This is a genomic window from Carnobacterium sp. 17-4, assembly GCF_000195575.1.
Classification (GTDB): domain Bacteria; phylum Bacillota; class Bacilli; order Lactobacillales; family Carnobacteriaceae; genus Carnobacterium_B.
In genome coordinates, this window is sequence record NC_015391.1 from 1,005,508 (window position 1) to 1,031,296 (window position 25,789).

General features: G+C 35.5%; 25 protein-coding genes. 24 read left to right on the top strand and 1 reads right to left on the bottom strand.

Annotation, left to right across the window (positions count from 1 at the left end; translation table 11 throughout):
* The first annotated feature begins 223 nt into the window (after positions 1-223).
* From CAR_RS04925 to CAR_RS04945, 5 genes are all read left to right on the top strand, one after another.
* A complete protein-coding gene (locus CAR_RS04925; RefSeq protein WP_013710612.1) occupies positions 224-985 on the top strand; it encodes a Stp1/IreP family PP2C-type Ser/Thr phosphatase in 762 nt (253 codons plus the stop codon).
* The gene (pknB, locus tag CAR_RS04930) at positions 972-2,963 is read left to right on the top strand and encodes a Stk1 family PASTA domain-containing Ser/Thr kinase (protein WP_013710613.1); all 1,992 of its coding nucleotides are present in this window, start codon (positions 972-974) and stop codon (positions 2,961-2,963) included. Before CAR_RS04925 ends, pknB begins: the two co-directional genes overlap by 14 nt.
* A gap of 151 nt (positions 2,964-3,114) precedes the next feature.
* Positions 3,115-4,017 (top strand): ribosome small subunit-dependent GTPase A, encoded by a 903-nt coding sequence (rsgA, locus tag CAR_RS04935; protein WP_013710614.1) that lies wholly within the window; start codon positions 3,115-3,117, stop codon positions 4,015-4,017.
* A gap of 10 nt (positions 4,018-4,027) precedes the next feature.
* Positions 4,028-4,678: a ribulose-phosphate 3-epimerase gene (gene rpe / locus CAR_RS04940; RefSeq protein WP_041556234.1), complete on the top strand. Its 651-nt coding sequence runs from the start codon at positions 4,028-4,030 to the stop codon at positions 4,676-4,678.
* Between the two features lies 1 nt (position 4,679).
* On the top strand, positions 4,680-5,327 hold the full coding sequence (locus CAR_RS04945; protein WP_013710616.1) for a thiamine diphosphokinase: 648 nt from the start codon (positions 4,680-4,682) through the stop codon (positions 5,325-5,327).
* Between the two features lie 55 nt (positions 5,328-5,382).
* Here the strand turns inward: CAR_RS04945 and rpmB are convergent, their stop codons facing one another.
* Positions 5,383-5,571: a 50S ribosomal protein L28 gene (rpmB, locus tag CAR_RS04950; protein WP_013710617.1), complete on the bottom strand. Its 189-nt coding sequence runs from the start codon at positions 5,569-5,571 to the stop codon at positions 5,383-5,385.
* 247 nt (positions 5,572-5,818) lie between these two features.
* On the opposite strand from rpmB, the gene CAR_RS04955 reads away from it, so the two are divergent.
* The 19 genes from CAR_RS04955 to CAR_RS05045 all read left to right on the top strand — a co-directional run bounded on the left by CAR_RS04955 (position 5,819) and on the right by CAR_RS05045 (position 25,725).
* Complete coding sequence (locus CAR_RS04955) at positions 5,819-6,181, top strand: Asp23/Gls24 family envelope stress response protein (protein ID WP_013710618.1); 363 nt, start codon at positions 5,819-5,821, stop codon at positions 6,179-6,181.
* Positions 6,182-6,250: 69 nt separating this feature from the next.
* The gene (locus CAR_RS04960; RefSeq protein ID WP_013710619.1) at positions 6,251-7,924 is read left to right on the top strand and encodes a DAK2 domain-containing protein; all 1,674 of its coding nucleotides are present in this window, start codon (positions 6,251-6,253) and stop codon (positions 7,922-7,924) included.
* Positions 7,925-8,100: 176 nt separating this feature from the next.
* Positions 8,101-10,149 (top strand): ATP-dependent DNA helicase RecG, encoded by a 2,049-nt coding sequence (gene recG / locus CAR_RS04965; RefSeq protein ID WP_013710620.1) that lies wholly within the window; start codon positions 8,101-8,103, stop codon positions 10,147-10,149.
* An 81-nt stretch (positions 10,150-10,230) separates the two neighbouring features.
* Positions 10,231-11,241, top strand: a complete 1,011-nt coding sequence (gene plsX / locus CAR_RS04970) for a phosphate acyltransferase PlsX (protein ID WP_013710621.1) — start codon at positions 10,231-10,233, stop codon at positions 11,239-11,241.
* 128 nt (positions 11,242-11,369) lie between these two features.
* Positions 11,370-11,612, top strand: coding sequence for an acyl carrier protein (gene acpP, locus CAR_RS04975; protein WP_013710622.1), 243 nt, complete (start codon positions 11,370-11,372; stop codon positions 11,610-11,612).
* A gap of 185 nt (positions 11,613-11,797) precedes the next feature.
* Positions 11,798-12,493: a ribonuclease III gene (gene rnc, locus CAR_RS04980; RefSeq protein WP_041556238.1), complete on the top strand. Its 696-nt coding sequence runs from the start codon at positions 11,798-11,800 to the stop codon at positions 12,491-12,493.
* Between the two features lie 24 nt (positions 12,494-12,517).
* The gene (smc, locus tag CAR_RS04985) at positions 12,518-16,090 is read left to right on the top strand and encodes a chromosome segregation protein SMC (RefSeq protein WP_013710624.1); all 3,573 of its coding nucleotides are present in this window, start codon (positions 12,518-12,520) and stop codon (positions 16,088-16,090) included.
* 82 nt (positions 16,091-16,172) lie between these two features.
* Positions 16,173-16,982 (top strand): sugar-phosphatase, encoded by an 810-nt coding sequence (gene yidA / locus CAR_RS04990; RefSeq protein ID WP_013710625.1) that lies wholly within the window; start codon positions 16,173-16,175, stop codon positions 16,980-16,982.
* Between the two features lie 32 nt (positions 16,983-17,014).
* Positions 17,015-18,013 carry a signal recognition particle-docking protein FtsY gene (gene ftsY, locus CAR_RS04995; RefSeq protein WP_013710626.1) on the top strand — a complete coding sequence of 333 codons (999 nt, stop codon included), beginning with the start codon at positions 17,015-17,017 and terminating at the stop codon, positions 18,011-18,013.
* A 174-nt stretch (positions 18,014-18,187) separates the two neighbouring features.
* Positions 18,188-20,083, top strand: a complete 1,896-nt coding sequence (locus CAR_RS05000) for a PTS transporter subunit EIIC (RefSeq protein WP_013710627.1) — start codon at positions 18,188-18,190, stop codon at positions 20,081-20,083.
* A gap of 261 nt (positions 20,084-20,344) precedes the next feature.
* The gene (locus CAR_RS05005; RefSeq protein WP_013710628.1) at positions 20,345-20,683 is read left to right on the top strand and encodes a putative DNA-binding protein; all 339 of its coding nucleotides are present in this window, start codon (positions 20,345-20,347) and stop codon (positions 20,681-20,683) included.
* A gap of 23 nt (positions 20,684-20,706) precedes the next feature.
* On the top strand, positions 20,707-22,134 hold the full coding sequence (gene ffh, locus CAR_RS05010; RefSeq protein WP_013710629.1) for a signal recognition particle protein: 1,428 nt from the start codon (positions 20,707-20,709) through the stop codon (positions 22,132-22,134).
* A gap of 124 nt (positions 22,135-22,258) precedes the next feature.
* A complete protein-coding gene (gene rpsP / locus CAR_RS05015; protein WP_013710630.1) occupies positions 22,259-22,531 on the top strand; it encodes a 30S ribosomal protein S16 in 273 nt (90 codons plus the stop codon).
* 14 nt (positions 22,532-22,545) lie between these two features.
* Positions 22,546-22,788, top strand: a complete 243-nt coding sequence (locus tag CAR_RS05020; protein ID WP_035022574.1) for a KH domain-containing protein — start codon at positions 22,546-22,548, stop codon at positions 22,786-22,788.
* Positions 22,789-22,909: 121 nt separating this feature from the next.
* Complete coding sequence (rimM, locus tag CAR_RS05025; protein ID WP_013710632.1) at positions 22,910-23,425, top strand: ribosome maturation factor RimM; 516 nt, start codon at positions 22,910-22,912, stop codon at positions 23,423-23,425.
* Positions 23,425-24,174, top strand: a complete 750-nt coding sequence (trmD, locus tag CAR_RS05030; RefSeq protein ID WP_013710633.1) for a tRNA (guanosine(37)-N1)-methyltransferase TrmD — start codon at positions 23,425-23,427, stop codon at positions 24,172-24,174. Before rimM ends, trmD begins: the two co-directional genes overlap by 1 nt.
* Positions 24,175-24,342: 168 nt before the next feature.
* Positions 24,343-24,690 (top strand): 50S ribosomal protein L19, encoded by a 348-nt coding sequence (rplS, locus tag CAR_RS05035; protein WP_013710634.1) that lies wholly within the window; start codon positions 24,343-24,345, stop codon positions 24,688-24,690.
* 138 nt (positions 24,691-24,828) lie between these two features.
* On the top strand, positions 24,829-25,260 hold the full coding sequence (locus CAR_RS05040) for a hypothetical protein (protein WP_013710635.1): 432 nt from the start codon (positions 24,829-24,831) through the stop codon (positions 25,258-25,260).
* Between the two features lie 42 nt (positions 25,261-25,302).
* Complete coding sequence (locus CAR_RS05045) at positions 25,303-25,725, top strand: OsmC family protein (protein ID WP_013710636.1); 423 nt, start codon at positions 25,303-25,305, stop codon at positions 25,723-25,725.
* The last annotated feature ends 64 nt before the right edge of the window (positions 25,726-25,789 follow it).

Below are 25,789 nucleotides of genomic sequence, written 5' to 3' on the forward strand. Positions count from 1 at the left end.
GGATAGAGAGGGATATAACTAAAAAGGTTAGTCGAGTAGCAAAATCCAGATTTGATACTTTCTTCCATTTTCTTTTGTGTTGTCTTTTTATACATGATGAGCGATTAAATTTCTGTATCATTTCACTAAGGCTTGCTTACTCAAGCCTTAGTGAAATGATACAGAGCGTTGATGATTAGTTAAAAATGATGAAATGACTTATTGAAAGGTATGAGGTGAAACAATGGAAGTTGTATTTCGCAGTGATACCGGCAAGAAGAGGAAAAACAATCAAGATTTCGCCGGTTATTTTATAAATAAACAAAAGATTACGTTGGCAATTTTGTGTGATGGAATGGGTGGACATAGAGGTGGCGATGTGGCTAGTGAAATGGCCGTTTCGCATTTAGGGCATTCATGGGAAGAATCAGATGTACACAATGCTGAGCAGATTACTCAATGGATGTTAACACGCATTAGTCGTGAAAATAAACGTATTCTTGAAAAGTCACGCGAATTTTCTGATTTAGAAGGAATGGGAACAACACTTGTTGCAACAGCAGTTGTAGAACAAGAATTTGTGATTGCAAATATTGGCGACAGCAGAGGGTACCACTATACTGAAGGTCGTTTAAGCCAAGTGACGGAAGACCATTCATTAGTCAATGAACTAGTTAAAAGTGGAGAAATTTCTTCAGAAGACGCTGAAAACCATCCTAGAAAGAATGTATTGACTCGTTCTTTAGGTGTTACAGATGAGATTGATATTGACGTAACAATTTTACCGGCCTTACCTAACGACCAGATGTTGCTCTGTTCAGATGGATTGACGAATATGGTTGAAGATCAAGACATAAAAGAAATTTTAAGTACCAAAAAACCACTAGAAGAAAAAGTTGAAACGCTAGTTACTATGGCTAATGAGCGTGGAGGTTACGATAATATAACAATCATATTAGTTCAGACAAATACAGAAGGGAGGGATAGCATTCATGGAAATAGGTAAAAAATTAAATGGACGTTATAAAATAATTGGTACGGTCGGCTCAGGTGGTATGGCAAATGTTTATCTTGCCAGAGACCTAATTCTAGAACGAGATGTGGCTGTTAAGGTCTTGCGTTTTGATTTCAGAGATGATCAAGATACCATTCGCCGCTTTAAGCGAGAAGCATTGGCTGCCACCGAATTAACTCATCCTAATATTGTTAGTGTGTATGATGTTGGAGAAGAAGAAAATAATCAATACATTGTTATGGAATACATTAAAGGAATGGATTTGAAGCATTACATCCACAGCAACTTCCCTATTCCTTATCAAAAAGTTCTTGATATTATGAGACAAATTTTGGCAGCTGTGGCAGAAGCGCATAATAATCGGATTATTCATAGAGATTTAAAACCGCAAAATGTTTTAATCGATGAATCAGGTGTCGTGAAAATAACTGACTTTGGTATAGCAGTAGCGTTATCACAAACGTCGATTACTCAAACAAATTCTTTGTTAGGGTCGGTTCATTACCTTTCTCCAGAACAAGCAAGAGGAGGAATGGCGACTAATCAATCCGATATCTATTCATTAGGGATTATTTTATATGAATTGTTAACAGGAAATGTTCCATTTGAAGGCGAATCAGCTGTATCAATCGCGTTAAAACATTTTCAAGAATCTCTCCCTTCAGTGAAGGATTTTGATCATCGAATTCCGCAACCTTTAGAGAATGTTGTTCTTAAAGCAACAGCAAAAGAAACAATTGACAGATACCGTACGGTACAAGAAATGGCTTCTGATTTAGCGACTTCATTATCACCGCAAAGAATCAATGAACCGAAATTTGTTCCAGCGAGTTTAATGGAAAAAACAAAAGTATTGGAACCGATTGTTCCGGTAGCGCCTACTAGTTTGGTAGAAGGAAAAAACCCAGAAGATAAAGCAGAACAAAAGGATAAACCAAAAAACGAGGAGGCAAAAGAAAAAAAGCCTAAGAAGAAAAAGAGAAAAATTATTTGGCTAACACTATTATTGCTTTTACTGATTGTTGCCGGAAGTGTGGTTGCATTTGCACTTACAGCTCCAAAAGACATCTCAGTTCCAGATGTAGTAGGGCTGTCGGAAGATGAAGCTGAAGAGGTACTTTCAGAAGCTAAATTACAAATCAGTAAGACTATCGTAGAGACAAGTGAAGACGTTGAAGAGGGACTGGTTACAAGAACGGATCCCGAAACAGGTGCCAGTGTTAAAGAAGAGACTGATGTTAATTTATATATCAGTTCTGGAAAAGAGACAGTTTCTTTTAAAGACTATACAGGTGAACCCTATGAAGAGGTCAGAGCAGAATTGATTGATCAAGGCTTCGATACTGAACGAGTTGATGCCAGCAGTGATACTTATCCAGAAGGCACAATTATTGAACAAAGTGTAGCTGAAGATGACGAAGTGGTTCCAAGCGAAACGACAGTAACATTGACTGTAAGTACCGGCGAAGCAATGTTTGAAATGAAAGATTTGGCAGGATATTCTGAAAAAGGTGTACAAGACTATGCTAGTGAAAATGGTTTGACGGTTACTATTAATGAAGAATACTCTGAAGAAATTTCAGAAGGTCAAGTGATATCACAAGATCCTTCTGCAGGAGCATTGTTATCAAGTGGCTCGTCATTCTCCGTTGTTATCTCTTTAGGTAAGGCACCGGAACAAAAATTTTCTAAAACGGTAACCATACCGTATGCTGAACCAAAAATAGAAGAACCTGATGAATCAAGTTCTGAAAGTGGCTCGCAAGAACCAACACCTGTACCTAATGAAATTATCATCTATATCCAAGACAAAGAGCATTCTTTAGAAAATGAATTTCAGAAGTTCACAATTACCGAAGATTTTGAAACAGTTATACCATTTGTTCTTCAAGAAGACGAAGTAGGTACGTATCGAATTGAACGTGATGGAGAAATTATAGAAGAAAATACTAATGTAACTCCTGAATAAACCAATTAAAAAAGGATTAAGAGACTGTTTTTTTCAGTTTTTTAGTCCTTTTTTTTCTATTCATAAAACACATTAACTATGATTAAAATCTTGCTTTCTTAGGTTTCATTCAGTAGAGTATAAAAGAGAACGCGTTATAGGAGGGGTTTTATTGCCGGAAGGTCAAATCAGAAAAGCATTAAGTGGTTTTTATTATGTATACTATAAAGGAGAAACCTATCAAACAAGGGGAAGAGGGAACTTTCGAAAAAGGGAACTAACGCCTTTGGTTGGTGATTATGTCTTATTTGAAAGTGGCAATTTAAAAGAGGGTGTAGTACAAGAACTGTTACCTAGGAAAAATGAATTGGTCCGTCCGCCTGTGGCCAATGTGGATATCGGTATTGTAGTAATGTCAGCTATTGAACCTAATTTTTCAACAAATTTATTAGATCGTTTTTTGGTTACTTTAGAGAGTAAAGGAATCCAAGCCATTATCTATATCAGTAAAATTGATTTGTTAACGGATGAATTGTTGCAACAATTAAAAGAAAAAGAGCGAGCTTATGAAAAAATAGGGTATCCCATTATTGTACCTGAACAAGATGACAATAAAAAATCTTTAGAGGAATTAACCTCTTATTTCCCTAATAAATTGTCTGTTTTTATGGGCCAATCTGGTGCAGGGAAATCAACATTGCTGAACAGTATTGCACCTGATTTAGAACTGAAAACAGCTGAAATTTCAAGCTCTCTTGGTAGAGGGAAACATACGACTAGACACGTGGAATTATTGCCTTTGTATGAAGGATTAGTTGCTGATACTCCTGGTTTTAGTTCAATCGATTTTCTAGAACTTGAAGCAGAAGAACTATCGGCATGCTTTCCTGACTTTGTTGAAGTGCAAGATGACTGTCGATTTAGAGGGTGTATGCATAAAAAAGAGCCAGGGTGTCAAGTGAAAAAAGAAGTAGAATTAAATATGATACCAGCATACCGTTACCAACATTATTTGCAATTTTTAGATGAAATTGAAAGTCGTAAACCAAGATATGACAATAAACATAAGAAATGAGGATAAAAAAATGAAATTAGCACCATCTATTTTAAGTGCAGACTTTGCAAATTTAGCAAGAGATATTCAGTTAGTTGAAGATGGAGGTGCAGATTACATTCATGTTGATGTAATGGATGGACATTTTGTACCAAACATTACATTTGGTGCAGATACTGTAGCTGCTATTCGTCCGGTAACAAAGTTGCCGTTGGATTGCCATCTAATGGTAGAGTATCCTGAAAACTACATTAAACAATTTGCTGCGGCAGGTGCGGATATCATTACTGTGCATCCTGAAAGCACACCGCATATTCACCGTGTTATCCAGTTGATAAAAGACCAAGGAGTTAAAGCAGGGATTGCTGTGAATCCCGGAACACCGATTGAATCGATGATACACATATTGGGAGTAATTGATTTAGTTTTAGTGATGACGGTTAATCCCGGTTATGGCGGACAAAGTTTTATTCCTGAAATGCTAAAAAAAATAAAAAAAGCAAAAGAAATAAAAGATAGAGAAGGCTATACTTATGAAATACAAGTTGATGGGGGAATAGGTGAACAGACTGCTAAACAATGTAAAGAAGCGGGAGCGACAGTTTTTGTTGCAGGATCGTATATTTATAATGCAGAAGATCCTTTGAATCAAATGGCCTTATTAATGGATGCGGTAAAATAAGATGGGACATTTAGCAATTATGGTCGGTGGACCTTATGAGCGCGTTCCAGTAATAAAAAATAATCAATCAGAAGAACTTATTTGGATTGGTGTTGATAGAGGGGCCTTACGATTATTGGGGCAAGGAATTGTTCCTAAGATCGCCCTTGGAGATTTTGATTCAGTCACAGAGGAAGAATTAGAAAAAATAAAAAAAGAAATTGTAGATGTTCGAGTTTACAAAGCAGAAAAAGATGAGACCGATACAGAGCTGGCTGTCCAAATAGCTTTTGACGAATTCAAGCCAGATAGTGTCTCTATTTATGGAGCAACTGGTGGAAGAATGGATCATTTATTAAACAACATTTATATGATTTTTCAACCTAAACTACTCAATCATGCTGCTAAAATACGTCTAATAGATGTCCAAAATACTATCTTATACTTTTTGCCAGGTACTCATACCATAGTGAAAGAACAAGATAAAAAATATCTCGCATTTACTTGCCTATCTCCTGTGGAAAAATTATCTATAAAAGATGCCAAATATCAATTAACTGATGCGGATTTTTCTCATCCGATTTCCTTGGCAAGTAATGAATTTATTACAGATACAGTAAATTTTTCCTTTGCATCTGGAATGATAGCTGTTATTCAAAGCAAAGACTAAAAAAACAAAAAGAACCTTTTCCATGATGACGGGAAAGGTTCTTTTTTAAGTAAAATTATACGCGTGCAACTTTACCAGATTTAAGTGCTCGAGCAGATACCCAAACTTTTTTAGGTGTTCCGTCAACCATGATACGAACTTTTTGTAAGTTAGCACCCCAAGTACGTTTTGATTTGTTCATAGCGTGAGAGCGGTTATTTCCGCTTCTTGCTTTACGTCCTGTAATTACACATTCTTTAGCCATTAGTCTTTCCTCCTTTGCCGATATATCGAAGCAAAGCTTCAATCAATACTCATACTTCAATAATTTATCATAATTTAGTTGCCTTTGCAAGAACTTCTTTCAAGGAAATTTACTTGACAGTCTATTATTGTTTCCCTAGTATTATTTAAAAATGAGGAAACTTAGTTTTTCTTTTCTTATTAGGTCTGCTATGGTAAAATGTAGAGTAGTAATTTATGGCTTGCTAGCCAAGAGGAGGATTTTTAACATGGCAGTTAAAATCAAAACACAATTTGGAACAATAGATATCTCAAATGAAGTTATTGCGACCGTCGTTGGTGGTGCCGCAACCGAAATTTTTGGAATCGTTGGTATGGCAAGTAAAAGCCAAATCCGTGATAATTTAAATGACATACTAAAAAAAGAAAACTATTCGCGTGGAGTTGTCGTTCGTCAAGAAGATAACGGCGTTGCAGTTGATATTTACATTATTGTTAGTTACGGAATAAAAATTTCTGAAGTCAGCCGTAATGTGCAAGAAATCGTGAAGTACAATTTGGAAACAATGTTAGATGTTACGGCTAACACTGTGAATGTTTATGTTCAAGGTGTTCGCGTATTAAATGATTAAAAAATGACTAGTTTAAAGAAGAAATAGTTACTAATACTTATTAAAAAGTAACTAAGGAGGATATATGTAGTGAAAGTTACAAAATTAGAAGGTAAACAGTTTCGTTTAATGATAGCGACAGGGGCTAATCGTTTAGATAAAAATGCGGAATATGTAAACTCATTGAATGTTTTTCCAGTTCCAGATGGTGATACAGGTACCAACATGAATTTATCTTTAGCAAGTGGAGCTAAGGCAGTTGCAAATACAACTTCTGAAAGTGTTGGTGATTTGTCAGCAGCCCTTTCTAAAGGGTTATTGATGGGAGCTCGTGGGAATTCTGGAGTTATTTTATCTCAATTATTTAGAGGATTCGGCAAAGCTATTGAAAATAAAGAAACGGTAACTTCTAAAGACTTTTCAGAAGCATTCACTAAGGGCGTTGAAACGGCATATAAAGCCGTTATGAAACCTGTAGAGGGAACCATTTTAACTGTGGCTCGTGAATCTGCTAAAGTTGGTGAAAAAAAAGCAAAAGAGACAGATGATATTGTTGAAGTTATGGAAGCAATTGTTCGTGGTGCTAAAAAATCTTTAGCTAAAACGCCTGATTTATTGCCTGTACTTAAAGAAGTAGGGGTTGTAGATAGTGGTGGACAAGGTCTTTTATTTATTTACGAAGGATTCTTAGAAGTATTGTCTGGTAAAATTGTAGAAGAAGATATTTATCAACCTTCTGCTGCAGAAATGACAGAGTTGGTTAATGCTGAACACCATAGAAGTGTGTCAAACCATATTCATACTGAAGATATCAAATTTGGTTATTGTACAGAAATTATGGTTCAAATTGGTAAAGGCGAAACCGTTGACAGTGAATTTGATTATGATACATTCCGTAATCATTTAAACGAAATTGGGGACTCTTTATTGGTAGTTTCTGATGACGAGATTGTTAAAGTTCATGTTCATACAGAGTATCCAGGAGAAGTAATGAATTACGGACAAAAATTTGGTTCATTGCTAAAAATTAAAGTTGATAACATGCGTGTTCAACATGAAACGATTCTTGAAAATGAGTCACCTCAACCTGTTGAAAAAGCAGCTAAAACACCTTATGGTATTATCGCAGTTGCAGCAGGAGAAGGCGTTCAAAACTTGTTCAGAAGCTTAGGCGTAGATTATGTCATTAGTGGCGGACAAACAATGAACCCAAGCACAGAAGATATTCTTAAAGCAATTGAAGAAGTACATGCTGAAAAAATTATTATCTTGCCAAACAACAAAAATATTTTCATGGCAGCTGATCAAGCTGCAGAAGTAAGCGAATTGCCAGTAGTTGTTATTCCTAGTAAGACCATTTCTCAAGGTATGACTGCAATGTTAGCATTTAATGAGTTGAATGACTTAGATACTAATAAAGCTGAAATGATGAGTGAATTAAAAAATGTTGCTAGTGGTCAAGTAACGAATGCAGTAAGAGATACAGAAATCGATGGAATAAAAATCAAAAAAGACGACTTTATGGGAATTATTGAAGGCAAAATTAAAGTATCTCAATCCAACCGTAAAAATGTTACGATTGAAACATTGAAAAAAATGATAACAGAAGATAGTGAAATTGTGACTATTTTACTTGGAGAAGATGGAGATGAAGCTGAAGCAGCTGAAATTGCAGCTGAAATTGAAAATCTCTTTGAAGAAGTAGAAGTTGAAATTCATGACGGACAACAACCAGTTTATCCGTACATCTTGTCAGTAGAATAACTAAAAAGACAAAAATAGAACCGGATTTTATTCCAAGCCTATTTTTGTCTTTTTTAGTCAGTTTAAAGAAAATGAATAAATAAAGCAGTTATTTTTTGCGTTGAGCAATTATCACACTAAAGGGAGGTAAGCGACAGGTTAAAAAAGCTGAAGCTGTTTAATCTGTTTAAAAATATATGGCTAAATCAATTTATGATTCTGTTTCGGTCCTCCCTTACGTTGGTGAAAAGCGTTTAGAAGCTTTGCATCAATTAGGCATTCATACCATTTCTGATTTGCTCTCTCATTATCCGATTCGTTATGAGGATATTCAAGAAAAGGATTTATTAGAGATAGAAGATCAGGAAAAAGTAACGTTAAAAGGAAATGTGGTTTCAGAAGCAGTCGTCAGTCGTTTTGGACCCAAAAAGAATCGTTTGTCTTTTCGCTTAATCATTGAACATGCAGTAATAACGGTGACTTTTTTTAATCAAGCTTACTTGAAAAGTAAAATTGTTACTGGAGAAGAAATTGCTGTATTTGGAAAATGGGATGCAAAGAGAAAAAGTTTGACTGGGATGAAAATTTTAGGCAGCAAATCAGGTTCTGAACAGGGAGATTTTGAGTCAGTTTACAGTGCAAATAAACACATTAAACAAAGTACGATACTGCAATTGATCACAGAAGCTTTTAAAATCTATCAAGAGCATATCCCAGAGGTTATTCCTGCAGAATTAAGAACGAAGTACCGTTTGATTTCTCATCATGATGCTGTTTATGCGATGCATTTTCCAGCTTCAGAAGAACAAAAAAAGCAAGCCAGAAGAGAAGTTGTTTTTGAAGAATTCTTATTGTACCAAATGCGCATGCAGATTGTACGAAAAAAGCAAAAAGCTATGGGCAAAGGAAATATACTAAATTACAATGTGAATGATTTGAGAAATTTTATTGAGACATTGCCTTTTGAATTAACAACAGCACAAAAAAGAGTAGTGAATGAAATCTGCAGTGATTTAAGGCAACCGATTCATATGCATCGTTTACTTCAAGGAGATGTTGGGAGCGGAAAAACAATCGTAGCTGCGATTGCTTTATATGCTGCCACGAACGTTGGCGTTCAATCGGCCTTGATGGTTCCTACAGGAATTCTCGCTGAACAGCATATGGAAAGTTTAACGGAATTATTCGATCCACTTGAAGTGAGAATTGCATTATTGACAGGTTCAACAAAAACAAAAGAACGACGCATCATATTAGAACAATTAGCTAATGGTGAATTAGACGTTCTTATAGGTACGCATGCATTGATCCAGCAAGATGTTTATTTCTCTCGTTTAGGATTAGTCATTACCGATGAACAACATCGTTTTGGGGTGAATCAACGGAAATTATTAAGGGATAAGGGGAAAGATGCGGATGTTTTATTTATGACAGCTACCCCTATACCTCGGACCTTAGCAATTACGGCATATGGTGAAATGGATGTCTCTATTATTGATGAAATGCCTGCAGGAAGAATCCCGATTCAAACCACATGGATCAAACCGAAAAATTTTGAAAAAACGCTAGAGTTTATTGAAAGTCAGTTAAAAAAAGGGTCACAAGCCTATGTAATCTGTCCATTGATTGAAGAATCAGAAAGCATTGATGTTAAAAATGCGACTGATATTTATGAAAAATTAACAGCTTATTATGGCGATCGTTTTCAAGTAGGTTTGTTGCATGGGAAAATGAAGTCAGCCGATAAAGAAAACATTATGGAAAATTTTAAAGAAAAAAAACTACAAGTTCTTGTTTCCACAACAGTAATCGAAGTAGGTGTAAATGTACCGAATGCAACAACTATGATTATTTACGATGCAGATCGTTTTGGTCTGTCTCAATTGCATCAGTTAAGAGGCCGGGTAGGTCGAGGAGATAAAGAATCGTATTGTATTCTTGTCGCAAATCCTAAAACTGAAAATGGGATGGAACGTATGAAAATCATGACGGAAACAACTGATGGTTTTTTATTAAGTGAAAAAGATTTAGAACTCAGAGGTCCTGGAGATTTGTTTGGTAATAAACAATCTGGGATACCTGATTTTAAAATCGGGGATATCGTGGGGGATTTTGGAGCTTTGGAAGCAGCTAGACAAGAAGCGGTTCAATTAATCAATCAAAAGGACTTTCTAACAAACGAACTTTATCAACCAATTAGAGAAGCTGTTGGATTTAATGAATTAGAAGGATTAGATTTTAATTGAGGTTCAATCATGATTAGTGGTAATATCTATTAGGAACGTAAAGTTTAGAAATGTTGGAAGTTAACTAGGGAGGCAAATGATTTGAAAATTGCAGTAGATGCTATGGGCGGAGATAACGCTCCAAAAGCAATTGTAGAAGGTGTCATGATGGCAGCTAAAGAATACAATGATATTGAGTTTCTTTTATATGGAAAAGAAGAGTCGATAAGAAAATACTTAACGGATGAAACGAATATCACCATTATTCATACAGATGAAAAAATAGCGAGTGATGACGATCCTGTTCGTGCAGTTCGCCGTAAAAAGAACGCTTCAATGGTTTTAGCGGCACAAGCTGTAAAAGACAAAGAAGCAGATGCTTTATTTTCTGCGGGGAATACAGGTGCATTATTGACTGCTGGATTATTGATTATTGGAAGAATTAAAGGAATCGATCGACCAGGGCTGTTAGTTTCGTTGCCTGTAATTGGAACAGAAAATGGAACCTTTAACTTAATGGATGTTGGTGCAAATGCAGATACTAAACCAGAAAACATTCACCAATATGCGATATTAGGAAGCTATTACGCTCAATTTGTTCGAGGAATCAAAAATCCAAAAGTTGGACTTTTGAATAACGGAACAGAAGAAAATAAGGGAAATGATGTAACAAAGAGAGCTTATCAACTGTTAGCAAACAATACAGATATTAACTTCATCGGAAACGTTGAAGCACGTGAATTGTTAGGCGGGGCAGCGGATGTAGTCGTTACAGATGGTTTTACTGGAAATGCTGTATTAAAAACAATTGAAGGTACAGCTATGTCTATGATGAAACTTATTAAAAATGCTGTGTATGAAAATGGCACAAAAGCTAAATTAGGCGGATTGTTATTAAAAGATAGTTTTTCTAATATGAAAGATGTTATGGATTACTCAAAGCATGGCGGAGCAGTGTTATTTGGAGTTAAAGCGCCTGTTGTCAAGACTCACGGATCAACTGAAAAAGAAGCTGTGTACCACACGATTAAGCAAATTCACGAAATGTTGGAATCACATGTTATTGATGACTTAGTTCACTATTTTGAAACAAAAGAACTACCGTCTGAATAAGTTTTTCTGAACAAGGAAAAAATGCAGCACTAAAAAATAGTTGGACAATGTTTGTGAATATCGTTAAAATAAATAAAGTGATATTAATTTACCATTAATAATAAAGTCAAATGCGGAGGTGTAAAAGATTGTCTACTAATGAAACTTTCGAAAAAATAAGAAAAATCATTGTTGAAAGATTTGGCATTGATGAAGAAAAAGTAACTAAAGAACTTACTTTTAAAGATGATTTAGGTGCTGATTCTCTTGATGTTGTAGAATTAGTTATGGAATTAGAGGATGTCTTCGGAACAGAAATTTCTGATGAAGATGCTGAACAAATCGCTACAGTTGGAAATGCAGTAACCTATATTGATCAACATAAAAATTAATAAGGTTCTCTAGAGTCGCTTAACTTATTTTGAGTTAAGCGACTCTTTCTTTTTGAAGTAAACCAGATGAATGGTCTTCACTCTTGATATACGTTAGAGGATAAACTTAGAAATGGTTTATTTTTATGACTAAACACAGTATAATGAAAGAGCATGGAGAAATTTTTATAGAAAGGAAGAATACAATGGATGACGCATTTTTAACACAATTAAAGACTAAATTTGATTTGGTTTTTCATGACCTATCATATTTAGAAGAAGCATTTACCCATTCATCATATGTGAATGAGCACAGGAATCTTGAGTTAAAGGATAATGAAAGAATTGAATTTTTAGGAGATGCGGTATTAGAATTAACCGTATCAAGATTTTTATACGAATTATATCCTAACTTGCCTGAAGGGAAATTAACACGATTGAGAGCGACTATTGTTTGTGAAGCTAGTTTGAGTCAATTCGCAAAAGAATACGAATTCGATCAATTTATCCGTTTAGGTAGAGGCGAAGAACGTATGAATGGACGAAAACGTCCAGCATTACTTTGCGATTTATTTGAATCCTTTATTGGAGCGTTATATTTAGATCAAGGAATAGATAGCGTATTATCTTTTCTTGATCAAACGATTTTTCCAAAAATCAAGTCCGGTGCTTTCTCACATGTGATGGATCATAAAACTAATTTACAAGAGTTTTTACAACAAAAAGGTGAAATTGGAATCGACTATCAATTAGTTGATGAAATTGGGCCTGCACATCAAAAGGCCTTTGTGGTAGAAGTACTTGCTGAAGGGCAAGTACTTGGACAAGGACAAGGGAAAACTAAAAAAGCAGCTGAACAAGTGGCTGCAGAAAATGCATTGCTTGCTTTGCAAGAAAAATAGTACAGGAGAAAGGAGCCAGTAGTTGTGCAATTAAAAAGAATAGACATCGCTGGTTTCAAATCATTTGCGGATAAAACAACAATTGAGTTTCATGATGGTGTGACAGCTGTAGTAGGTCCTAACGGAAGTGGGAAAAGTAATATTACAGAAGCCATCCGTTGGGTTTTAGGTGAACAATCAGCAAAGAACCTACGTGGCGGAAGAATGAATGATGTTATTTTTTCAGGATCTGATACAAGGAAACCAGTCAATTTAGCTGAAGTTACATTGATACTAGAAAATGAAGATCATTTTTTACCGTTAGAATTTAGCGAAATAAGTATTACGAGACGATTGCATCGAAACGGTGAGAGTGAATTCTATTTGAATAAACAAGCTTGTCGTTTGAAAGATATCGTTGATCTTTTTATGGATTCGGGATTGGGAAAAGAGTCTTTTTCGATTATTTCTCAAGGAAAAGTTGAAAGTATTTTCAACAGTAAGCCAGAAGAAAGAAGAGCAATTTTTGAAGAAGCAGCTGGTGTATTAAAATACAAAACACGTAAGAAAAAAGCTGAACAAAAATTAACTGAAACCGAAGAAAATCTAAATCGTGTCCAAGATATTGTCTATGAACTGGAAGGGCAAGTTGAACCTTTGAGAGAACAAAGCAGTATAGCGAAAGACTATTTATCTTATAAGGAAAAATTGACCGAAATGGATATTGCTTTAACGGTTGTTGAAATTGAACGTTTGAAAGTAAAATGGGATGAAAGCAAACATGAAATGAGTTCTTTTGAGAAACAATTAGTTGAAAAGCAAATAAGCTTATCGGATTGTGAAACGCAATTGAAGCACAAACGGAAACAAAAAGCTAAATTGACTGATGAAATTGAAAAAACTCAGCAAAAATTGGTTGAAACCATTCAATTATTTGAACAGACTGATGGTCAAAATAATGTTTTATCTGAACGCAATAAGTACACCACTGAAAATCTACAGCAACTTGAAGTCACTAAAGAGCAAGCAAACCAGAGAGTGGCTCAATTAGAGCAACAATTAAAAGGGATCGATGAAAACCTTGCTGAGAAAACGGAACAAGAACGACAATTAAAGTCAGAACTTCTAGCTGTTGAAAAAGAAGCCTTGTCTCTTTCTGGAAATTCAAAAGAGACGATTGAGAGTTTGCGAGATGAATATGTTGATTTAATGCAAAAGCAAACCAGTTTGCGCAATGAGCAAACCTATCTTGAGCGAAGCTCTTATCAAATGGCGCAAAAGAACTTGAAATCAACCGCATCGGTCAAGGAACTCGAGAAAACGATCGAAAAAATTACGGAAGATTTTACACGTATTGCTAAAGAATTAACAAATACGCAACAAGAGATTGCTCAGAAATTACTATTATATCAAGAGAAACAAGCAAGCGTTCAAACTAAAAGACAAGAATTAGAAGTGAACGAGACGCGTATGTATGATGCTTTAAAAGTTGTGCAGCAGGCAAAAGCAAAAAAAGAAAGTTTGAAAGAATTAAATGAAGATTATGCTGGTTTTTATCAAGGTGTAAAAGAAGTTTTAAAACGTAAAAAAGATATCGGTGGAATCATCGGAGCTGTTGCTGAATTGATTGAAGTGCCCAAACAAGCTGAGTTAGCTATTGATATTGCACTCGGTGCAGCTAGCCAAAACATTATCGTTCAAGATGAGCAAAGCGGACGTAAAGGTATTCAGTATTTAAAACAAAAACGTATTGGTCGAGCAACATTTTTACCTTTAACCACAATAAAAGCTCGTCATCTGCCAACATCTGTAGAAAATAAGGCTAGCAGTTGTGATGGTTTCTTAGGGATTGCAAGTAAATTGATTGCTTATCCTGAAGCTGTTTCAACAGTTATACAAAATTTATTGGGAACAACCATTGTTGCCAGAGATTTGTCCTCTGCTAATAACATTGCACGTGAAATTCAATTTAAGTACCGTGTAGTGACTCTTGAAGGCGATGTGATGAATGCTGGGGGTTCAATGACTGGTGGAGCAAGCAAGTCTGGCAATCAGGGAAGTTTATTTGCTCGGAAAAATGAATTAACAAATTTAACTAAGCAAATCACTCAAATGGAAACGACTTTGACAGAAAAAGAAATAGAAGTTCGGACAATGAAACAAGTAATAAAAAAAGAAGAGACAAACTTAAACGAATTACGTGAACTTGGAGAAAAACAACGCTTGAAAGAACAAGAATTAAAAAATCAAGCGGAAACATTGGAAGAAAAACAAATCCGGTTAACGAGAGAGTTAAAAGCTCTCCAATATGAATACAAAGAAGCAAAAGAAGAAGTAGAGTCCTATGAGTTGAAAAAAACGGAGTTAACGGAATCTTTTCAAACGGTCAAAAAAGAAATGGAGCATATCAATCATCAGATTTTATTAGCTTCTTCTCAAAAGGAAGAGCGCGAAAAAAATCATACGTTGGTTAATGAAAAACAACAGCAGCTACGAACTAAGTTAGCTGCTTTAAAAGAGCAATTGCTTAGTTTGAAAAAAGAACAAAAAGCGGTCTCTAGTCAATTAGATGATCAACAGAAAGACATTACGACCATCACTAGTCGAATGGAACAAATAACGCATTCTGATGGTACGCATCAGATGACTAAAAAAGAATTAAGCGATCAGTTAGCGCAATTATCAGACACAAAGCAGATGCTAGAAAGTCAATTATCAAAAGTGAAAAGTGAGAAAAATACAATTGAAGGTCAGCTGAATGAAATTGAACAGCTAACGACAATAACGAATAATCAAAAACATTATCTTCTAGAAGAAAAAGCAAAATCTGAAGTCTCAATGAATCGAACAGATGTTGCGATTGAAAATCGCTTAACTTATTTAAATGAAGAATACAGTATGACTTTTGAAGCGGCTAAAGAAAGCCATCTGCTTGAGCTTTCTGTTGAAGAAGCGACACGTAAAGTGAAGCTTTTGAAACAAAGTATTGAAGAGCTGGGCTCTGTTAACATTGGTGCTATTGAAGAATTTGATCGTGTAAATGAGCGGTATTCTTTCCTTGTGGATCAACGTGAAGATTTAGTAGAAGCAAAAATTAGTTTGTACACCACGATGAACGAAATGGATGAAGAAGTGAAGCTTCGTTTTTCAGAAGTGTTTGAAGATATTCGACTAAGGTTTTCTGAAGTTTTTCCGCAAATGTTTGGCGGAGGCTCAGCTGAATTACGATTAACAGATCCTAAAAACTTGTTAACGACAGGTATTGAGATCATCGCTCAACCACCAGGGAAAAAACTACAGCAGTTAAGTTTATTATCTGGCGGAGAACGAGCATTTACAGCAATTGCTCTAATGTTTTCAATCATACAAGCCCGACCGGTACCTTTCTGTATTTTAGATGAAGTTGAAGCTGCACTAGATGAAGCTAACGTCATCCGATTTGGAAAATATTTAAAACGATTTGATGGAGATACTCAATTTATCGTTATTACTCACCGTAAAGGAACTATGGAAGAAGCTAATGTTCTTTATGGAATAACCATGCAAGAATCAGGTGTTTCTAAAGTCGTATCTGTTCGTTTAGAAGAATTAACCGAAACACCTGTAGGAATAACCTAGAAACAATAGAGGAGGAAAGATCGATTGGTGTCGATCTTTTTTTCCCTTTTAAAGTAGTTATTAAAAAGATTGGAGTCAAAGCATGATTAAATTAGTTGCAATTGATTTGGATGGAACATTATTAAATGGGAAACATGGCATATCAGATGAAAATAAAGAAGCAATCAAACAAGCAAAAGAACAAGGCGTCAAAGTAGTTCTTTGTACCGGCCGACCTTTGTTAGGAATGATCGCCTATTTAGAAGAGCTAAATTTAAAAGAAGCTGGAGATTATGGCATTACTTACAATGGTGGTCTAGTACAACGTACAGATACTGGTGAAGTATTATCTAAGACAACATTAACAAAAGCTGAAACAGAAGAAATTTTTGAGCTAAGCAAACAGATCAATGTGCCTTGTAACTTCATTGATTTAGAAAAAATTTATGAGCCGCCATACCCTAAAGGGAGAGACTCGCTATATCCAACAGTTATGTCAGCATTGCCATATGTTCCGATAGCAATGGAAGAAGTACCAGAAGATATTGCAATCAATAAAACAGTCTTTTGTTACGCTCAAACCGAATTAGATGAAGCCATTCAAAACATTCCCGTTCATTTTTATAAAAAATATACGATAATGAAATCTCGTCCAATATTATTAGAACTAATGCCTAAAGGTGTAGACAAAGGTAGTGGAATAGCTGTTTTAGCCGATTTGCTAGGTTTTGAAGCATCAGAGGTAATGGCATTAGGGGATGAAGCTAACGATGCAGCAATGATTGAATATGCAGGCATGGGAGTAGCCATGGGAAATGCTACGGATGACATCAAATCAATGGCTCAATATATTACTAAAACAAATGAAGAACATGGCGTGGCACATGCCATTCAAAAATTTGTACTTAACTAATCATTAACAATGCCAAGAAAAGAGGGTATAAAATGGGATTATTCGACAAAATCAAAAAAGCTTTTACAGGTGAAGAGAAAATTGAAACCACAGAAGTAACCGAAAAGTATGAAAAAGGCCTTGAAAAAACGAGAAAAACATTTTCTCAACGCATGAATGAATTGTTTGCTAATTTTAGAACAGTTGATGAAGATTTTTTTGATGAACTTGAGGAAGTTTTAATTGGGGCAGATGTTGGTTTTGAAGCGACAATGGAAATTACAGATGCCTTACGCCAAGAAGTAAAACTGAAAAATGCAAAAGCTTCCAATGAAGTTCAACAAGTGATTATTGAAAAAATGGTTGAAATTTATGAAAAAGAGGATACTGAAAAGCCAGAAGTCCATATAAATCCTGATGGGTTAACGGTGATTTTGGTGGTTGGCGTAAACGGTGTAGGGAAAACCACTACAATCGGCAAGATGGCGCATCTTTACCAACAAGAAGGTAAAAAGGTACTCTTAGCAGCTGGTGATACGTTCAGAGCTGGTGCGATAGAACAGTTACATGTTTGGGGAGAGCGTGTTGGCGTAGAAGTAGTCAGTGGTAAAGCTGGTGGAGATCCAGCAGCTGTAGTGTTTGATGCGATTAAAGAAGCTAAACAACAACAAGCAGATATTTTATTCGTAGATACAGCTGGACGTTTACAAAACAAAGTAAATCTTATGAATGAGTTAGAAAAAATGAAACGGATTATAGAACGTGAAATACCAGGCGGTCCTCATGAGGTGTTGCTTGTACTAGATGCAACAACTGGACAAAATGCGATGAACCAAGCCAAACAATTTAAACAAACGACCAATGTAACTGGAATTGTGTTAACTAAATTAGATGGCACAGCAAAAGGTGGAATTGTTTTAGCTATTCGTAAAGAGTTAGATATTCCTGTGAAATTTGTTGGATTAGGTGAAAGTATGGATGACTTGCAACTATTTGATCCAAATGAATATATTTATGGATTATTTAGCGAATTAATTCAAAATTCGATTTAATAAAAATTCTTAAAGAGTAACCTTTTAAGTAAATTAAAAGGTTACTCTTTTTTTCTCGAACGTGTGTACGTTTACATTTTGAAACTGGTTCACCAATGTGATAATATTGCAAAGTATGCTGTTATTATAATATATTCATACAAGCACTTATTTAGATTTTAAGGAGGAAAAGAAGTGAAAGATAAAATTTTTGAAGGGCTGCAAAAAATGGGTAAAACCTTTATGTTGCCTATTGCATTGCTTCCAGTAGCAGGTTTGCTATTAGGAATAGGGTCATCTTTTACTGGAGATTCATTTGTAAGTCTATATGACTTAGAGTGGTTATTAGGGGAAGGTACTGTTTTATATGGTGTTTTAACAGTACTTAAAGATTGTGGAACGATCGTATTTGATAATTTACCACTGCTCTTTGCAGTTGGGGTTGCTTTAGGAATGGCTAAAGCTGCTAAAGAAGTTGCGGCTTTATCAGCTGTTGTAGCGTACTTTATGATGTATGCATCTTTAACAAGTACCATAACAAACTTTGGAAATATAGAAAAGTTGCAACAAACACCGGGATTAATTGCTTCGGTACTTAGTTTTGAGGCAACAATGAATACAGGTGTATTTGGCGGAATCATTATGGGATTGATCGTTGCTGCCTTGCACAATCGCTTTTATAAAATTGAATTACCAGACGCTTTATCATTCTTTTCTGGAACGCGTTTCATACCAATCGTATCAGCATTTGCAGCTGTAATCGTCGGGATGATTCTTGCGTTTATCTGGCCATATGCTGGTGCAGGGATTGCATGGTTAGGTTCAGTTGTAGCTGAACTTGGGTATTTTGGAACTTTCTTGTACGGTTTTATTTATCGTGCATTGATTCCATTAGGTTTACATCATGTGTTTTATCTTCCTTTCTGGCAGACAGCACTTGGAGGAACGGCTGAAATTAACGGAACAATTGTTGAAGGAGCTCAAAACATCGTCTTCTCACAATTAGCTAATGGACAAGTTGTTGATCCTGAAGCAGCAAAATTCTTCTCTGGATTATTCCCGTTCATGATTTTCGGATTCCCAGCAGCAGCTTTAGCAATGTACCAAACGGCTAAACCTGAACGTAAAAAAGATGTTAAGGGACTTATGATGTCTTCTTCACTAACGTCAATTTTTACAGGAATCACAGAACCGCTTGAATTTTCATTCTTATTTGCTTCACCTTTCTTATACTTCGGAGTACATTGTGTATTAGCTGCGTTTTCTTTTGTTATTATGCACTTTTTAAATGTTGGAGTAGGATTGACTTTCTCAGGTGGCTTACTTGACTTTGTATTGTATGGTATCTTACCAGGACAAGGAATAACCAACTGGATACCAGTTGTCTTAGTAGGAATTATTTATGCACTTGTTTACTATTTCGTTTTCCGTTTCTTTATTACAAAATTCGACTTGAAAACACCAGGTCGTGAAGATGAAGTAGCTGAATCAAAAATGTATACAAAAGCAGATTACCAAGCTAAAAAAGCTGGCGGAACTACATCTAATGAACCCGTTCAAGATGAAATGTCGCATGACATTATTGAAGGACTGGGTGGAAAAGCCAATTTAGTCGATGTTGACAATTGTGCAACAAGATTAAGAGTAACGATCAAAGATGGTAAATTGGTTGATCAAGCTATGTTGAAATCAACTGGAGCGGCTGGAGTCGTTGTAAAAGGAAATAGTGCCCAAGTTATTTATGGACCAAAAGTTTCAAATATTAAATCAAATATAGATGAATATTTAGCTAGCTCAACAAATACAGCACCTGCATCTGCATCTTCTGTTAAACCTTCTAACCCTGCTGATGAAATGTCTGCAGATATTATTGAAGGCCTTGGCGGAGAAGAAAATCTAATCGACGTTGATAATTGTGCTACTCGTTTAAGAGTTACCGTTAAAGATGGTCAATTAGTTGATCAAGCTAAGTTAAAATCAACTGGAGCAGCTGGAGTTGTTGTCAAAGGGACTAGTGCCCAAGTCATTTATGGACCTAAAGTAGTAAATATTAAATCAAATATTGAAGAATACCGTAATGGTAAGCTATAATTTGTTTCTTAAGTAATTAAACTAGTAAAGAACTCCTTTAACGGGCAGAGATTGTCCTGCCGTTAAGGGGGTTCTTTTTGTGTGTTATCAGATAACCTTATAGCTCAGTAATTAAAAATAGTGAAAACGACTAAATGGATTAAAGAAATGTTTGTAAAAACAAGACAAACTATTGATTATTTAGGCAAAAACAGGTACGCTAATAAGGTGTGTAAACGTGTTTTCCTTGACAGTTGTTAAGCAAAGAAAGAAGGGTTACGATTGGAAATTGAAAAAACAAATCAAATGAACGCCTTGTTCGATTTCTATGGCTCTTTATTGACCGACAAACAAAAAAGTTATATGCAATTATACTATGCAGATGATTTTTCTCTGGGTGAGATTGCAGAAGAATTTGAAGTTAGTCGTCAAGCAATTTATGATAACATCAGGCGAACTGAAAATAGCTTAATCGAGTATGAAAAAAAGCTACACTTATTGGAAGATTTCAATACTACAAAGGCCGTCATAGAGGATATGTCAAGTTACATTAAGAGTCATTATCCAAAAGATGAGGTATTAGAACAGTTTATTGAGTTATTAAAAAAAGACAGAGATTAGAAATAAAGGAATGGTGAAGTAGAATGGCATTTGAAGGTTTAACTGAACGTCTCCAAAATGCGATGACAAAAATGCGTCGCAAAGGGAAAGTATCAGAAGCTGATGTAAAAGAAATGATGAGAGAAGTACGTTTAGCCTTATTAGAAGCTGACGTTAACTTTAAAGTTGTCAAAGATTTTGTTAAAACGGTGAGTGCTCGTGCAGTAGGTTCTGAAGTATTGGACAGCCTTTCTCCTGGACAACAAGTGATTAAAATCGTTAATGAAGAATTGACCGAGTTGATGGGTGGGGAACAAGCCACGATTCAAACGTCACCTAAAGCACCTACAGTTGTCATGATGGTTGGTTTGCAAGGGGCAGGTAAAACGACTACAGCTGGTAAATTAGCTAGCTATCTACGCAAAAATCAAAACAAACGACCTTTATTGATTGCTGCCGATATTTATCGTCCAGCAGCCATTCAACAATTAGAAACTATTGGGAAACAATTAGATGTTCCTGTTTTCTCTATGGGAGATCAAGTCAGTCCTGTTGAAATCGCAAGACAAGGGATCGAAAAAGCAAAGGCAGAACACTTAGATTTCGTGTTGATTGATACTGCTGGTCGTTTACAAATTGATGAAACATTGATGCAAGAGTTAAGCGATATTAAAGAAACGTCACAGCCAACAGAAATTTTCTTAGTTGTTGATGCAATGACTGGGCAAGAAGCTGCAAATGTCGCTTCATCATTTAATGAGCAATTAGATATCACCGGTGTCATCTTAACGAAATTAGATGGAGATACTCGTGGAGGAGCAGCACTTTCTATTCGTGCGGTTACTGGTAAACCTATCAAATTTACAGGTTCTGGTGAAAAACTAGATGCTTTAGAACCATTCTATCCAGAGCGTATGGCCAACCGTATTTTAGGTATGGGAGATATGTTAACTCTGATTGAAAAGGCTCAAGAAGATTTTGACGAAAAGAAATCAGAAGAAATGATGACAAAATTACGTGAAAATAGTTTTGACTTCAATGATTTCATTGAACAAATGGATCAAGTCAGCAATATGGGACCGATGGAAGATATTTTAAAAATGATTCCAGGTATGAGCAATGTTCCTGGATTAGATAAACTTCAAATCGATCCAAAAGATACTGCCCGAATGAAAGCTATTGTTTTGTCTATGACACCGCAAGAAAGAGAAAATCCTGATCTTTTATCTCAAAGTCGACGTCGTAGAATTGCGAGAGGTTCAGCTCGTCCAATAGCTGAAGTAAATCGATTGATAAAGCAATTTAATGAATCGAAAAAAATGATGAGTCAAATGTCTAAAGGAAATATGAACGGTATGGAAAATCTATTTGGACAAGGTGCAAAAGGCAAACTTGGAAAAATGGCTATGAATTCTATGGTTCGTAAGAATAAGAAAAAAATGAAGAAAAAGAATAAAAAAAGTCGTAAATAATATCTTGAAATAGTAAATAACTACTTTGTAAAAAAAAACAAGCTGTAAAGAAAAAACACTTTACAAGCTATAAATAAACTGGTAAACTACTAATTGTGAGATAGTTAATGGAGGTGTAAGAAATATGGCAGTAAAAATTCGTTTAAAACGCATGGGATCTAAAAGAAATCCTTTTTACCGTATCGTAGTTGCAGATTCACGTTCTCCACGTGATGGACGTTTCATCGAAACTGTAGGAACATACAACCCAGTTGTTAATCCAGCAGAAGTAAAAGTGGACGAAGAAGCAGTATTAAAATGGTTAGCTAATGGTGCTCAACCTTCTGATACAATTCGTAACATCCTTTCAAAAGAAGGCATTATGAAAAAATTCCATGAATCAAAAAACATTAAATAAAAAGGATGTTTTCTATGGCTGACATAAAAGATTTAATTCTTACAGTTGTAAGTCCTCTTGTAAGTCATCCGGATGAGTTGACAATCGATGTAGTAGAAACTGAAGAGTTTTTAGAATATCAATTGTCTGTTCACCCTGATGATGTTGGACGAGTAATTGGAAAAAAAGGTCGCGTAGCAAAAGCTATTCGTACAATTGTTTACAGTGTTAGAGTTCTTGGACCCAAACGTGTAAGATTAACAATTGCCAATAGCTAAATTCCGGAAAAGAAATCATTTCTTCAATAAGAGATGGTTTCTTTTTTTATAAATGATTTTATTAGACATCCAGCTGAATAGATACTTAAATGAAAAAATTAATTGTAAATGAGGGAATGCAATGAAAACATTGTACAATGTAGGGAAAATTGTTAACACACAAGGAATAAAAGGTGAAGTTCGAGTTATTTCAAAAACTGATTTTCCGGAAGAAAGATACAAAAAAGGGTCTACGTTATCGTTATTCCAAGATGGCAAGTTAGTAACGGATTTAACTGTTGCAAGCCATCGTAAACACAAGAATTTTGATATCCTATCCTTTGAAAACCACCCAAATATCAATGATGTAGAAAAATATCGTGATGGTATCCTGAAAGTTAGCGAAGACCGCTTAACAGAATTGCCAAAAAACGAATTCTATTTGCATCAAATAGTTGGATTGACTGTACAAGATGAAGAAAAAAATACCATTGGGAAAATCAGTGAAGTAATGTCACCTGGTGCTAATGATGTATGGGTAATTGAACGTCCGAAAAAGAAAGATCTATTGATTCCATATATTGAAGAAGTCGTATTAGAGGTTGATTTAGAAAACCAAATGGTGACGATTCATATGATGGAAGGGCTAGATGATTAATGAAAATTGATGTTTTGACCTTGTTTCCGCGAATGTTTCAAGGACCGTTGACCGAATCCATTATTGGAAAAGCAATTGGTAAAGATCTGCTACAAGTAAATGTGATGAATTTTAGAGACTACACAGATAACAAGCACCAGAATGTAGATGATTATCCTTATGGTGGCGGTGCAGGAATGTTATTAAAAGCGCAGCCTATTTTTGCTGCCATAGATGCAATTAATGAACAGGCGCCTGATACTAAAAAACGCGTGATCTTGCTAGATCCTGCAGGTGTTCCATTTACTCAATCGGTAGCAGAAGAACTGGCAGAAGAAGAACATCTAGTATTTATTTGTGGCCATTACGAGGGGTATGATGAACGAATTCGGACGTTGGTAACGGATGAGATTTCGTTAGGGGATTACGTTCTAACTGGCGGGGAACTAGGCGCCATGGTGATGATCGATGCGACGGTACGTTTGTTACCTGAGGTTTTAGGAAACGATCAATCAGCTAAAACGGACTCTCATTCCACTGGGTTATTGGAGCATCCTCAGTACACTAGACCTGCTGAGTACCGCGGAATGAAAGTTCCTGATGTGATAATTAGTGGGAATCATAAAAAAATAAAAGAGTGGCAAGATAAAGAATCAATCAGACGTACGATGGAAAGACGCCCTGATATGCTTGAAAACATCTTATTATCAGATGAACAACAAAAATATGTAGAAGAAATAAAAGCAGAAGAAGCGACTCCTAAAGAGTAAAGAAACTATAATTTTCGCTATTTTTTCTGGAAAATAAGGAAATTTACTTTACACCCTTTAGTGCTTATGTTAAAATTATTTGGTGAGCGGGTAAAACCTGCCATCAAAACGATGTTCCGCTGTATCCATATGTGATATATGAAGGTTTGTTGGAAGGAGAAAAACATAATGAGTAATTTAATTGAATCAATCACTAACGAACAATTACGTGAAGACATCCCAGCTTTCCGTCCAGGAGATACTGTACGTGTTCATGCTAAAATCGTTGAGGGTACTAGAGAACGTATCCAATTATTTGAAGGTGTTGTAATCAAACGCCGTGGTGCTGGAGTTAGCGAAACTTACACAGTTCGTAAAATTTCTAATGGAATTGGCGTTGAACGTACATTCCCATTACACTCACCACGTGTTGCTCAAATCGAAGTTGTTCGCTTTGGTAAAGTACGTCGTGCTAAATTGTACTACTTACGTGCATTACACGGTAAAGCAGCTCGTATTAAAGAAATCCGTCGCTAAGATGAATTTTTTAAGTTCTAACTCTCTTGAGTTAGAACTTTTTTTGTTTTATTAAATACGCTGTTAATTATGAATAGAGTACGTTATAATTGAAAATGAAAAAGCGATTAGAACTTAAAAAAAGTGGGGTATTGTAGAGTGAATAAAGCATTAGTAAACTTTGAAGCCATCTTGAAGGCAAAACATGTGCCTTTAGCTAAGAAAGAAATAAAAAATGGACAAATTTTGTATAATGGTAAATTTAAACTGAATGATCAGCAAGCTTTACCATTTGGGGTTGTTTTTGATAATAAAGAAGAGGGTATCATTGATTTTCAAATTGTGTACCATAAACTAGCTTATGTAACGAATTTTGATGCAAAACATAAAGTGTTAGAAGTTTTAAATGAATTAAATGAAATGAAAACAGGTTATTATCGCGTATGTCTTGCTGGAGATGGAGAAATTTATATGAGACTCCTTTCACGAACAACAGAAGAGGTGAGAGCAGCTTATGAAATGATGATCGTAGGATCAACAATTGCTAAAAGTATTCTTCCTAAAATTGAAGAAGCTGTAGGAAAAAAATAAATTCAATTTAATCGTTATCATGAATAAGAAAGTAGGGATTTCATGAAAGACCGCAAACCGTTATTTCATGCTGAGATAGTCAATGAAACAGGTGTGAATGGTCAAGCATTTGTAAAAAATGGCGGACTGAATGTTAAGCTGTCCAGTCCCTTAAGCGATGAGGATGGCACAAATCCTGAAGAATTACTTGGCTTATCTTTTAGTACGTGCCTCAATGCTACGATTCAATCCTTGCTAAAAGCTAGAGGAAAAGAGAATGAAAGCCGTGTTGAAGTTCATGTTGACTATATGCGTGAACCCAGTGGAATCGGTTTTTTCTTTAATGTAGAAGCTTTTGCGAAAATTGAGGGACTATCTTTTGAAGAAAGTAAAAAAATCGTGGAAGAAGCTGAAAATCGTTGCCCTGTATCTAAATTATTGGCAGGAAGCCAGACAGTCTCTGTAACAGCGGTTGAACAATTTTAAATAAAAATGCTAAAAAGACCTTCAAATCCATATTTGAAGGTCTTTCAGCATAATAATCCTAGAA

Coding starts and splice junctions, on each gene's coding strand:
- CAR_RS04925 (WP_013710612.1), top strand. CDS start 224: ATGGAAGTTGTATTTCGCAGTGATACCGGCAAGAAGAGGAAAAACAAT.
- pknB (WP_013710613.1), top strand. CDS start 972: ATGGAAATAGGTAAAAAATTAAATGGACGTTATAAAATAATTGGTACG.
- rpe (WP_041556234.1), top strand. CDS start 4,028: ATGAAATTAGCACCATCTATTTTAAGTGCAGACTTTGCAAATTTAGCA.
- CAR_RS04945 (WP_013710616.1), top strand. CDS start 4,680: ATGGGACATTTAGCAATTATGGTCGGTGGACCTTATGAGCGCGTTCCA.
- rpmB (WP_013710617.1), bottom strand. CDS start 5,571: ATGGCTAAAGAATGTGTAATTACAGGACGTAAAGCAAGAAGCGGAAAT.
- CAR_RS04955 (WP_013710618.1), top strand. CDS start 5,819: ATGGCAGTTAAAATCAAAACACAATTTGGAACAATAGATATCTCAAAT.
- recG (WP_013710620.1), top strand. CDS start 8,101: ATGGCTAAATCAATTTATGATTCTGTTTCGGTCCTCCCTTACGTTGGT.
- rnc (WP_041556238.1), top strand. CDS start 11,798: ATGGATGACGCATTTTTAACACAATTAAAGACTAAATTTGATTTGGTT.
- yidA (WP_013710625.1), top strand. CDS start 16,173: ATGATTAAATTAGTTGCAATTGATTTGGATGGAACATTATTAAATGGG.
- ftsY (WP_013710626.1), top strand. CDS start 17,015: ATGGGATTATTCGACAAAATCAAAAAAGCTTTTACAGGTGAAGAGAAA.
- ffh (WP_013710629.1), top strand. CDS start 20,707: ATGGCATTTGAAGGTTTAACTGAACGTCTCCAAAATGCGATGACAAAA.
- rpsP (WP_013710630.1), top strand. CDS start 22,259: ATGGCAGTAAAAATTCGTTTAAAACGCATGGGATCTAAAAGAAATCCT.
- CAR_RS05020 (WP_035022574.1), top strand. CDS start 22,546: ATGGCTGACATAAAAGATTTAATTCTTACAGTTGTAAGTCCTCTTGTA.
- rimM (WP_013710632.1), top strand. CDS start 22,910: ATGAAAACATTGTACAATGTAGGGAAAATTGTTAACACACAAGGAATA.
- trmD (WP_013710633.1), top strand. CDS start 23,425: ATGAAAATTGATGTTTTGACCTTGTTTCCGCGAATGTTTCAAGGACCG.
- rplS (WP_013710634.1), top strand. CDS start 24,343: ATGAGTAATTTAATTGAATCAATCACTAACGAACAATTACGTGAAGAC.
- CAR_RS05045 (WP_013710636.1), top strand. CDS start 25,303: ATGAAAGACCGCAAACCGTTATTTCATGCTGAGATAGTCAATGAAACA.